The sequence below is a fragment of the Clostridium aciditolerans genome (assembly GCF_016316925.1).
GTDB lineage: Bacteria > Bacillota > Clostridia > Clostridiales > Clostridiaceae > Clostridium_AM > Clostridium_AM aciditolerans.
The window spans coordinates 1-12,075 of the sequence record NZ_JAEEGB010000033.1 but is presented as its reverse complement, the minus strand read 5'-3'; the positions used below and the strand labels follow the sequence as shown (position 1 = coordinate 12,075).

Genomic DNA, 12,075 nt, shown 5'->3' with positions numbered 1-12,075 from the left:
TTTATGCTTTTATGTACTGCCAATAGCATTGCCAATGTTTATTTAACTCTTCATCTGTAATAGCTTTATTAAGTGCAGTTATTTCGAATATAAAACTATCGATAAGTCTATAAAACGTGTACACATAATTTTCAATTGGTATATTCCTTACTATACCTTTAGCAACCATATCTTTAAAAATATTTCCTATAAACTCATGAGTATCATTTAATTCCCTATAAAAAATTTTAATTACTTTTTCTTTTAATTCACTTGCTGGAAACATAGTACTCCTAAAAAGAAAAATAGTTTTTTCTTTTTCCTTCAAATAATAGTTAACATGATATTTATATATCTTAAAAAGAAGTTCAGAAGTTAAATCCTTTTCTTTATTTTTAATGATATTTACCTCTTCTGCCACTGCTCTCCATCCCTCAGCAAACACCTCGAGAAAAAGTTCTTCTTTTGATTTAAAATGTGAATATACAGCTGCTGCAGTTATTCCAACAGAATCAGAAATGTTTCTTATTGATGTACCTGAAAATCCCCTTTCACAAAATAGCCGTACCGCATTTTCTTTAATTTTCTTCTTCATGAAATCCCCCCTTAATTAACGTTCGTTAACTAAATAATAATATGAAATTATTTCTAATGCAACAGTTACTTTATAGGTTTAATAAAAATTTATCCGATCGCTACCATTGCTAACACCACCATCTTTGTATGAAACTCCTTCTCCTATTGTCGAAGGAGTAAGCGATTCGCACTAAATCAGCACTCTGTGTAAGTGACTATCACCAAATCACAGATTTGGGATATCTACTTAAGATTTAGGCTCTCTGCTTAACTGGGGGATAAGCACTGCTACGCGCCTGGATAAGTTCTTCTAAGGTTCAGATGGAGAAAGTCATACTTATAAGCAAACTCCATCTGAACCTAAGAATCACTTGATAAGACACAGGCATATTAAAAGAACTACTTTTAATATGCCTGTGTCTTATTATTAAATTCATTTCTACCCCCTTATATTTATATACACCTTCGTATATTTCTCATGAAAGGTTAATATTTAATTATTTTACATAAGTTAAAGTTAATACATAAAACTGTATTAACTTTAGAATTAATATAAAATTTAAAAAGGAGCATAGACCTTATGAAAAAAGATCAATTGTTTATGGTATCATCTACAGATATTGATATGACTTTAGAGATAGACTCTGTGTGTTTGCAGCAGATAATTGCAAAAAGCAAATTAACTCAATTTATATATAGCTACAGTGAAATTTCCTCTGAACTTATTAACTTAAATAATAGAAAAGATATTATTGAATACATTGAAACTGTACTAAATAATAACCTAAAGAGGAAAATTATTAACACCTCTCTTTCTAAAACAAGATTAGGAGAAAAAGCGCCTAAAAAAACTTTAGACTTCGAGACTTCTAAAAATTTTTCTAGCTTTGATACAATGTTAGCGGTAAGAAATTTCCAAAAGAAAAATCACATGTCTTCATGTGGCAAAATGGACATGCAAATATTTAACAAACTAAATTCATCTGAATTGAATCATGTAGAAGAAACTAGATAGGTTTAGAATAAGTTATATATAGGGGTACTAGACGGTCAGTTAGTGCCCCTATATGTTGAATAATTACTCATTTAATATGTGAATAGCCTCTTTGTTAACTGCAAGTACAGCTTCTTTCATTGCTTCTCCAACAGTTGGATGGGCATGTACCGTAGTTATTATTTCTTCTGTAGTAGCTTCTAGCCTCAGCGCTAATGCAGCTTCAGCTATTAAATCTGTTGCTCTTGGTCCAAGTATATGGACTCCAAGTATTTCATCATACTTTTTATCTGAAATAACTTTTATTATACCTGTAGTTTCATTCATTATAAGGGATTTTCCATTGGCTATTAGCGGAAACTTACCTACTTTGTAATCTATACCTTTCTCCTTTGCCTGCTCTTCAGTTAATCCAACGGTCGCTAATTCAGGTTTGGTGTATACGCAAGCGGGTACAGTTTTATAATCCATTTCTTTGTTTTTCCCCATTATATTTTCTACAGCTACTATACCTTGATCTGAAGCCACATGTGCCAGCATATTTTTGCCTGTACAATCACCAATTGCATATATGTTTTTAATATTTGTTTCCATTTTGTCATTAACTACAATGTAATTTCTTTCTGTCTTTATGCCTACAGCTTCTAAATTTAAATCCTTAATATTTGCTGCTCTTCCTACAGCAATTAAAACTTTTTCTGCGTTAACGACTAAATCTTTTTCACCAGAAAAGCTAACTTGAAGGTCTTCAGCACACTCTTCAATTTTTGTGACCCTGTGGTTTGTGTGTATTTCAATGCCATCTTTTATCAATTTATTTTTAAGCATTTCTGAAATTTCTCTATCTATTGGCGGCAAAATGTGCTGCATCATTTCAATAACAGTTACTTTACAGCCCATACTATTGAAAATATTAGCCAATTCTATACCTATTACTCCTCCACCAATAACAACAAGACTACTAGGTACTTTCTCCAAATTTAATGCACCTGTGCTATCAATTACTCCTGTAAGCTCTTTTCCCTCTATAGCTGGTATAAATGCCCTAGATCCGGATGCTATTACTAATTTATCGTATTTAATTTCTTCTACAGTTCCATCCTCTTTTGCAACAAAAACCACATTGCCTGCTTGAAGTTTTCCAGTTCCGTTAATTACCTTTACTTTATTAGCAGTGAGTAAACCTGAAACTCCTGATACAAGTCTTTTTATTATATATTTTTTTCTATTTTGAAGCTTACTCCAATTAACTTTTGCGCTACCTTCAATATCTATTCCTATCTTTTTAGCTTCTTTAAGCTCTTCTAATAAATCAGATGTATGTGCTAATACCTTGGTAGGTATGCATCCAACATTCAAACAAGTTCCCCCAAGCTTTTCTTTTTCAATTAATGTTACTTCAGCACCTAATTGCGCTGCTCGAATTGCAGCTACATATCCACCTGGTCCTCCACCTACAATAACTAACTTCATACTCATCATCTCCCTACAATATTAACATCTCTGGTTTCTCAATAAAGCCTTTAAGCTTTGACAAGAATTGAGCTGCTACTGACCCATCTACTGCTCTATGATCAGCAGTAAGGGATAAATTCATAAGAGGTTTTATAACTATTTCACCATTTTTAGCTATTGGAGTTTCCGTAATTTTATTTACTCCTAGTATAGCAACTTCCGGTTGATTTATAATTGGAGAGAAATATTCTATGCCATACATTCCAAGATTAGTTATTGTAAATGTTCCACCAGTAATTTCATCAGGTTTAAGTGCATTCTTCTTTGCCTTATCAGCTAATTCTTTTATTGTTGTTGAAATTTCTTCTAATCCTTTTTGATCCGCACATTTGATTACTGGCACTACAAGTCCCTCATCTAAAGCCACTGCTATACCCATGTTTACAAAGTTTCTTAAGATTAATTCATTTCCATCAACAGAACAATTAAGTAAAGGATACTGCAATAATACCTTTGAAACTATTTTTACTAACAAATCTGTATAAGTTACTTTACATACATCTTTAAGAGCATCCTTAAATCTCTTTAAGTTAGTCATATCAACTTTTATGTCATATGTTACTGTTGGAGAAGTAACCCAGCTTTCATGCATTCTCGAAGCAATTACCTTCCTCATTTGAGACATTGGAACTCTCTTTTCAACATAGGTATCCTCCGAAGTCTTATTACACTTACATAAGGATACAATATCCTCTTTCATTATCCTTCCATCTTTTTCTATTTCTGATAAATCAACATTTAATTCCTTTGCTATTTTACTTGCCATTGGGGATGCTTTTACTTTGTTTTTACTACTTTCAATATACTTTTCTACATCTTCAATTGTTATTCTCCCCTGTGGGCCTGTACCTTCAACTAATGTGATATCTATATTATTTTCTAAAGCCACCTTCTTAGCCGCTGGAGAGGCTTTTATTCTTCCTTGTTTTCTCCCTTCACCATTCACTTCTTCTAATTCTTTTTCTGGTAATTTACTACCGCTTTGCTCCACTGATTCACTATTTGATAAGGAATCATTTAATAAAGAAGATATATCTTCATCAGCACTACCAATAATTGCAACTGGCTTTAAGCATTCAACTACATCTCCTTCATTTACGAGTAATTTTCTCACTATTCCTTCATCACTTGATTCAAAATCATTGCTCAACTTATCTGTCGATATCTCAAATAAAACCTCTCCTACTTTGATTTCATCCCCCTCTTTTTTATTCCAAGTTACTAACGTGCCTTCTTTCATTGTAAGTCCTAGTTTTGGCATAACTACAACCTTTGCCATAAATATTCCCCCTTTTCTAATATCTTCAAAACTAATCTATTTTAAAAAAACCACTTTTTTGAGCTAGTTCTAATGTATTTATAATATCAACTCGCAGTGGGCCATTCCTCGTTATTTTAAAAGTAAATCTTTCTCCAGACTTAAAGGTAATTTCCCGTTCTCCGTCTAAAGCAATGGTTCCGGCTTCTTTGCTAGTAAATTCATACTGACTATTAAGATTGATTATATCAACATCTCCCATATAAATAGTGCTTATTCGTTATTATCAACTGTTGTAACGTGGGATACAAGTCGCCTAATATCTTTACCAGAGGATGGATTGGCTATAATTCCAATTTTATTCATACATAACCTCACCTAATTGTGTGGGGGGAAGCCCCCCCAATTAAAATTAAAATAATTTTTTAACGCCATTAACTATATCATTGGAATCAGGAAGTACAAAGTTTTCAAGGACTGGTGAAAATGGTATTGGAGTGTTAAGTGCTCCAATTCTAACTACAGGTGCATCAAGATAATCAAAAATTTCTTCACATATGATAGCAGAAATTTCACCACCATATCCCCCTCTTTTATTTTCTTCTGTAACAACTAAGGCTTTATTAGTCTTCTTTACAGAATTAAATATAGTTTCTTTATCTAATGGGAATAATGTTCTTGGATCTACTACCTCTGCTTCAACACCTTCCTTAGAAAGCTTTTCTGCAGCTTTTAAGGCTTCATGAACCATTTTACCTGTAGCTATAATAGTAATATCTTTTCCCTCTTTCTTTATATCAGCTACTCCAAATGGTATTGGTTTGATATCATCTGGAACTTCACCTTTTAAACTATATATTCCTTTATGTTCTATAAATGCAACAGGATTGTCATCATCTATAGCTGTAAGCAGTAATCCTGCTGCATCAGCTGGGGTTGACGGATAAACAACCTTAAGTCCTGGTACATGTGTAAGCCAAGCTTCTAAGGATTGTGAGTGTTGAGCTGCAGCTGATAGCCCGCCGCCACCTGGCAGTCTAACAACCATTGGAAGACTTATTTTTCCTCCAAACATATATCTAAGCTTTGCAGCTTGATTAACTAACATATCCATTGCAACTGTAACAAAATCTGCCATCATTATTTCTGCAATTGGCTTTAATCCTGTAGCAGCCGCTCCAATAGCACATCCAACTATTGCTCCTTCAGATATTGGAGTATCTCTTACTCTTTTATCACCAAACTCTGAATGAAGTGTTCCTGTTAACCCGAAACAGCCTCCAAATGCTCCTACATCTTCTCCAAGTATTAAAACCTTTTCATCTTCTTTCATTTTAATTCTCATCGCTTCTCTTATAGCTTCCATATAAGTCATAGTTTTCATATTATCTTACCTCCTCTTTTATGTCACTATAGACATCTTCTAGTGCTACCTTTAATTCTGGCTGAGGACTGTTATCTGCAAATTCTACAGCTTCTTTAATTTGGTTATCAATATCAGCTTGTACTTCCTTTATTCCTTCTTCACTTAATACTCCATTTTCAAGTATATATTTTTCAAACCTTGGTATAGGATCTTTTTTTACCCATTCTTCCTGTTCTTCCTTTGGTTTATATGTGCAAGGATCTCCTTCAAAGTGCCCTCTTTGTCTATAAGTCTTACACTCTACTATTGTTGGTCCCTTACCTTCTCTTGCTCTTTTTATAGCCTCATCTGCTGCCTCATAAACTGCAAAAACATCGTTTCCATCAACTACAACTCCAGGAACATTATAGGCTGCCCCTCTATCTGCTACATCCTTGATTGCCTGATGTCTCTTCTGACTTGTGGATATTCCATATCCATTATTTTCACATACAAATACAATTGGTAGCTTCCATACGCTTGCCATGTTCAATGCTTCATGGAATGTGCCTTGATTTGTTGATGCATCTCCAAAGAAACATATACAAACTTGATCAGTTCCTCTGTATTGTGCACTTAAACCTGCTCCTAGGGCTAAATCATGGCCAGCACCTACTATACCATTTGCTCCTAGAATACCTTTTGTGGCATCTGCTATATGCATTGAGCCACCTCTTCCTTTACAATAGCCTGTTGCTTTTCCAAAAAGCTCTGCCATCATAAATTTTAAGTTTCCACCCTTTGCCACTATGTGACCATGACCTCTATGAGTACTTGTTATATAATCGTTATCATTTAAATTAGCGCAAACACCTGTTGCCACCGCTTCTTCCCCTATATAAAGATGAATAAATCCAGGTATTCTTCCTTCTGCGGAAGCATTCACAGCAACTTCCTCAAATTTTCTTATTTTTAACATAGTTTTGTACATATCAATTACTTTACTATTTGATATATTCAATGTTATTCCCCCCATTCAATTTTTTTCAATACCTACTTCAATACAGGCTATTGCAACTTCTATGCTGTCATCAATGTCTCCAAAATCCGGATAATTTTGAGCCGCAAAGACAGCTTCTTGATACAGCATCTGTAACAGCTTTTTCTGCTGCCCTTTTGACATCCTATCCGTGAAAATCAGCTCCTAACCCAAATTCTATTACAAATCTCTTAATAGAACACACCCCCTCTTCTGCTATTATTTAAAAAGCAAAAGACATGCCAATACTCAATTCACTGAAAATTCTTATATTGCTAAATAGAGCTTTTACTTAAGATTCATTTTGGGAAAAACACAGTGCCAAAGTGGGAATTTTCAGTTATTTTTCCCACTTTGGCACTGTGCTTAATTCATACTTTTTTATTTTCCTGTAAAGTGTAGACTTTCCAATACCGATTAGTTTACTTGCCTTAACAACATTTCCATCACAATATTCTAATGCTTTAACAATTGAACTTTTTTCTATTTCTTCTAGCTTGTCAGGTCTAAATTCATTATTATTAGAAAAACCTATAACTTCCTTGTTATTTTCATTAATATATTCAGGTATAACTAAATGAGATATAGTATCGCTTTTCGATAGATAGTATGCCCTTTGAATAACATTTTCTAATTCTCTAACGTTTCCTGGCCAATTGTGTTTTTTAATGGAATCAATAAAATCTTTATCAAACAACTTCTTTGTCCCAGAATTTTTATCATTTAGTCTCTGCAAAAAAAATTCTGTACAAAGTTCAACATCTTCTGGCCGTTCTCTAAGCGGAATCAATTTTATATTAAACACATTTATTCTATAATACAGATCCCCTCTGAAATTATTTGCCTGAATTTCATTATATAAATTTCTATTTGTTGCAGCTATAACTCTTACATCTAATTTTCTTTCATACTTTCCGCCAATCCTTGTTATAGTGTGATTATCTAAAACTCTAAGAAGCTTAGATTGAATTTCTAGTGGCAGCTCTCCAATTTCATCCAAAAAAATTGTTCCTGTATTCGCTAGTTCGAACTTTCCAGGGCAGCCTTCCTTAGAAGCCCCAGTGAATGATCCTTTTTCATATCCAAAAAGCTCGCTTTCCACTAAATCCTTTGGTAATGCAGCACAATTTATTGCTACAAATGGTCCATTACGTCTATTACTTGCATTATGAATAGAGTGTGCAAACAATTCTTTACCAGTTCCACTTTCTCCGTTAATTAATACAGTGCAATCATTAGCTGCAATACTTTTAGCTTCTTGAACAACAGATATCATTTTAGAATTATTAGTTATTATGTTATCAAAGGAATATTTTGAGGAAAACCCTGCTATTTTGCTAACTACATGCCGCAAACTATCAACTTTCTTAGCAAGAATTACAAAGCCTATATGTTTTTCCTCTTTTTGTACTAGTGTAACACTTATATTACATTCTACTCTACGATTATCTATGTATAAGCTGACTTCTCTATAATTTATTTTATTGCTTTGATTAAAGTTATTCATATCTTTAATTATATCTTTTAATAACATTTTTATATCAATTTTATAGAATTCTTGCTGAGGTATATTTAATAATTCACACATCTTTAAATTAAAATCTCTTACCGTAAAATCAGTATCTATAACTAAAATTCCATCATCAATAGAGTTAAACGCTGTTTCTGCCCACTTTCTATGCTCAATTATTGAAAACTGTTTTTGTATAGCATTTGCAGCTTCAACGACTATTCCAAGAGTATGTGAGTGAAAATCATAAAAGTTACCGGATAAATCAATAATGCCTATAATCTTTCCTTTATTATCATGTATTGGCGCAGCAGAACATGTCCATCCATGCTGATTTTTGCAATAGTGCTCTGCACCTAAAGTTTGAATTGGTTTGTTCAGATGAAGGCATGTACCAATGGCATTTGTACCTACATTTTCTTCAGTCCATTTACATCCTTTCAAAAAATTCAGCCTTGTATTCTTGTCCATTATTTTTTCATTTCCAATGACTTCAAGAACTACCGCATTCTCATCCGTTAAAATAATGGAATAATTTGACTCCTTCAAAAGATTAAATATATCCAGCATAACAGGTATTGCTATTTCAATAAGTTCTTTATGCTTATCTAATATTTTATTAAATTCACTTTTAGATAACTCCTTACCTCTTCCGTCACTTGGATCAACCTTGTATTTTTTACACCTAATCCAAGAATTTAAAATATCTTGCCTTATATCCTTAGGTATCTCATTATGCTCTACAAATCTCCTCCACTGACTTTCAACTTTCAAGACATCAATCATAATTATCACCTTCTCCAGTTATAATTAAGTACCAATAATTTTTATTATTGGTAGTCATGGTAATTTATACTATAATCACTTTAATTATAGTACTTTAGAGAAAGAAGAATCAATGCTTTATTGCATATGGATCGATAAAGGCTATATCTTCTTTGGCATTATAAGTAAAAAAGCAGGAAAGACTCTTATCTTCCCTGCTCTTCTATTCTTTTTCTAACAAATATTTGTACAACTTATATTTGGCTTATTACACAATTCTAAAAAATATTTGTGAAATTTAAGGTCTTTAGTTAATTCTGGGTGAAATGATGTTACTAATATGTTATCTTGTACTGCTGCCACAATATTTCCATTTAGCTTATGTAAAATCTTCACCTTATCTCCTACACCTACTATATAAGGCGCGCGTATGAATACAAGTGGTATAGGCTCCTGTGTAATCCCCTCAATAGCAGCTTCTGTTTCAAAACTATCTATTTGGCGGCCATAAGCATTTCTTCTAACTTTTATATCCATAACTGAAAGATGTGTAATATCTTCACTATCAATTTCTTTTGCCAATAATATCATTCCTGCGCAAGTTCCCCAAACTGGTAATCCTAATATTATTTTTTCTTTAAGAGGATTAAGTAAATTTCTTTCTCTCAAAATCTTGCCTATTGCAGTACTTTCTCCTCCAGGAAGGATTAATCCGTCAATCCCTTGTAAGTCCTCCAACTTTTTTATTTCAACAGCATCAGCTCCCAGAGCCTTTACATGATTAATATGTTCTCTAACTCCGCCTTGGATGGATAGGACTCCTATCTTCATCCTACCAGCCCCTTTCAGCGTATCTGTTACTTAAATCCCTTAAGTCTAATCCACTCATTGGCTCACCTAAATCCTCTGATACCTCTGCCAAAACCTTAGGATCATTATAATAAGTTGTTGCAAGCACTATAGCCTTTGCTCTTTTTTCTGGATCTGAGGATTTAAATATTCCTGAACCTACAAAAACACCTTCTGAGCCAAGCTGCATCATAAGTGCTGCATCTGCTGGAGTTGCTACACCACCGGCAGCAAAATTTACTACAGGTAATTTTCCTTCTTTCCAAACATATTTTACAAGATCATAAGGCGCACACATTTCTTTAGCAATAGTCATTAGCTCTTGTTCTGATGCATTTCTTACTTTTCTAATATCATCCATCATGGTTCTCATATGACGAACAGCTTCAACAACATTACCAGTACCTGCTTCGCCTTTAGTTCTTATCATTGAAGCACCTTCACCTATTCTTCTAAGAGCTTCTCCTAGATTTTTAGCTCCACATACAAAAGGTACCTTAAAATCCCACTTATTAATATGGAAAGCTTCGTCAGCAGGTGTTAAAACTTCACTTTCATCAATATAATCTATTCCTAGACTCTCTAGTATTTGAGCTTCTACAAAATGTCCTATTCTAACCTTAGCCATAACTGGTATTGAAACCGCTGCTTGAATTTCCTTAATCATTTTTGGATCAGACATTCTTGCTACTCCACCTTGTTTTCTTATATCAGATGGAACTCTTTCCAAAGCCATAACAGCGCAAGCTCCAGCTTTTTGAGCTATTTCAGCCTCTCTTGGATTTACAACATCCATTATTACTCCGCCTCTAAGCATCTGAGCAAGATTTTTGTTTAATTCATATTTTTCCATTTGAATACCCCCAATAATGTTTTTTTGCAAAATTATTTGCTTCCTTTGAAACTATAATATATTAAATTTACGTTTACTCAAAATGTATCGATACATTGTATCGTAAGAAGAGATTTTTTATTTATATCAGAAATATACTAAAAAGAAGGTTATGAAATAATACAAAATGCTTATTTATATGCTCCTGATAGAATAAACATCTAAAAATATGCTATTATGTAATTGGCTTGTTTTATTTATTTTTTATTTTAAATAGGGGGTATCATGAGTATTATAACAATAATTCTTTTTGGACTAACTGTACTTATAACACATTTTTTAGAGGGTATAACAGGATTCGGTTGCACAGTACTTGCTATGCCCTTTTGTATAATGCTTGTTGGAATTAAAGTCTCAAAACCAATTTTGGCAATTTGCAGCCTTCTTTTGTCTATCTTTATAATAATAAATTCTTATAAACATATTCTTTGGAACCACTATATAAGAATATTATGTTATGTTAGCTTAGGTCTTCCTCTTGGTTTTTGGGCTTTTGACAAATTACCAGAAAGCACTTTGAAAAGAATATTAGCATTGTTTATGATCGCAGTTGCCATTAGAGGCCTCTTGTTAAGTTATGGTAAATACAAGGCTACAAAACCAATAAACAATCATGTATTAAGCTTCATTTTATTTTTAGGGGGATGCATCCATGGTGCTTTTGCCTCTGGCGGCCCTCTTGTAATTTTATATGCTTCAGAAAAAATTAAAAACAAAACTAATTTTAGGGCAACCTTATGCTTGCTCTGGATTACTTTGAATACTATAGTCATTTTGCAAAGTTTTATTAAAGGTTCGCTGACCTCTGATACTTTAAGACTTTTATTATTTACACTGCCTTTTCTATTTATAGGCGCAGTATTAGGTAACTGGGCTCATTATAGAATTAAGGATTCTATATTTAGTAAAATGGTATATATAGTATTATTTATCTCTGCTATATTCACCTTTTTCTAAGCTTAAATTTATATTAGTTAGTTAGATTAATATATTAGGAATTCATTTTAATTTATTATGAAAAACCCTTATCAAAATAATTTACTTTGATAAGGGTTTTCTTATTGAATAGAAAATATTAAATTTTTACACGAGAGTCGTATAACAGATTCTAAGCCTCAGATGAAATTTTAAGATAAATAAAAAGTGTGATTTAAGCTACCTACTAGCATAAATCACACATAAATTCTATAAAAAACAATATTGCTTTACATCCAGCTAAATTGCCCGTTGAAAGCCATTTAGGCTTTTGCCTAAAGGCCCGGAGTAATTTTAAACGACATTTCCGTGTCTAAATTACTCATCAAATGTCATTTAGACATTTAATCCCTCAAAATTAAACAGAGTGTAAACAAA

The 12,075-nt window shown here is 32.9% G+C and carries 12 protein-coding genes; 2 read left to right on the top strand and 10 right to left on the bottom strand.

The features are described 5' to 3' along the window. Window position 1: 1 nt before the first annotated feature. On the bottom strand, window positions 2-574 hold the full coding sequence (locus I6U51_RS18735; RefSeq protein ID WP_211144092.1) for a TetR/AcrR family transcriptional regulator: 573 nt from the start codon (window positions 572-574) through the stop codon (window positions 2-4). 561 nt (window positions 575-1,135) lie between these two features. On the opposite strand from I6U51_RS18735, the gene I6U51_RS18730 reads away from it, so the two are divergent. Then, the gene (locus I6U51_RS18730) at window positions 1,136-1,570 is read left to right on the top strand and encodes a hypothetical protein (protein WP_211144091.1); all 435 of its coding nucleotides are present in this window, start codon (window positions 1,136-1,138) and stop codon (window positions 1,568-1,570) included. 63 nt (window positions 1,571-1,633) lie between these two features. On the opposite strand, the gene lpdA is transcribed toward I6U51_RS18730, so the two are convergent. The 9 genes from lpdA to pdxS form a co-directional block, all read right to left on the bottom strand. Next, entirely contained in the window at window positions 1,634-3,022 is a 1,389-nt protein-coding gene (lpdA, locus tag I6U51_RS18725; protein ID WP_211144090.1) for a dihydrolipoyl dehydrogenase, read from the bottom strand. Between the two features lie 13 nt (window positions 3,023-3,035). Next, complete coding sequence (locus I6U51_RS18720) at window positions 3,036-4,343, bottom strand: dihydrolipoamide acetyltransferase family protein (RefSeq protein ID WP_211144089.1); 1,308 nt, start codon at window positions 4,341-4,343, stop codon at window positions 3,036-3,038. Window positions 4,344-4,374: 31 nt separating this feature from the next. Beyond that, complete coding sequence (locus I6U51_RS18715) at window positions 4,375-4,584, bottom strand: hypothetical protein (RefSeq protein WP_211144088.1); 210 nt, start codon at window positions 4,582-4,584, stop codon at window positions 4,375-4,377. A 150-nt stretch (window positions 4,585-4,734) separates the two neighbouring features. Further along, a complete protein-coding gene (locus I6U51_RS18710; protein ID WP_211144087.1) occupies window positions 4,735-5,706 on the bottom strand; it encodes an alpha-ketoacid dehydrogenase subunit beta in 972 nt (323 codons plus the stop codon). Between the two features lies 1 nt (window position 5,707). Continuing rightward, window positions 5,708-6,688 (bottom strand): pyruvate dehydrogenase (acetyl-transferring) E1 component subunit alpha, encoded by a 981-nt coding sequence (pdhA, locus tag I6U51_RS18705; RefSeq protein ID WP_281396065.1) that lies wholly within the window; start codon window positions 6,686-6,688, stop codon window positions 5,708-5,710. Window positions 6,689-6,703: 15 nt separating this feature from the next. Beyond that, window positions 6,704-6,850: a hypothetical protein gene (locus I6U51_RS18700; protein WP_246517499.1), complete on the bottom strand. Its 147-nt coding sequence runs from the start codon at window positions 6,848-6,850 to the stop codon at window positions 6,704-6,706. 196 nt (window positions 6,851-7,046) lie between these two features. Next, complete coding sequence (locus I6U51_RS18695) at window positions 7,047-9,002, bottom strand: sigma-54-dependent Fis family transcriptional regulator (protein WP_211144085.1); 1,956 nt, start codon at window positions 9,000-9,002, stop codon at window positions 7,047-7,049. 213 nt (window positions 9,003-9,215) lie between these two features. After that, window positions 9,216-9,812 (bottom strand): pyridoxal 5'-phosphate synthase glutaminase subunit PdxT, encoded by a 597-nt coding sequence (pdxT, locus tag I6U51_RS18690; RefSeq protein WP_211144084.1) that lies wholly within the window; start codon window positions 9,810-9,812, stop codon window positions 9,216-9,218. Between the two features lies 1 nt (window position 9,813). Beyond that, the gene (gene pdxS / locus I6U51_RS18685; protein ID WP_211144083.1) at window positions 9,814-10,683 is read right to left on the bottom strand and encodes a pyridoxal 5'-phosphate synthase lyase subunit PdxS; all 870 of its coding nucleotides are present in this window, start codon (window positions 10,681-10,683) and stop codon (window positions 9,814-9,816) included. A 264-nt stretch (window positions 10,684-10,947) separates the two neighbouring features. Here pdxS and I6U51_RS18680 point away from each other — a divergent pair, with 264 nt between their 5' ends. Beyond that, window positions 10,948-11,679, top strand: a complete 732-nt coding sequence (locus I6U51_RS18680; protein ID WP_211144082.1) for a sulfite exporter TauE/SafE family protein — start codon at window positions 10,948-10,950, stop codon at window positions 11,677-11,679. The last annotated feature ends 396 nt before the right edge of the window (window positions 11,680-12,075 follow it).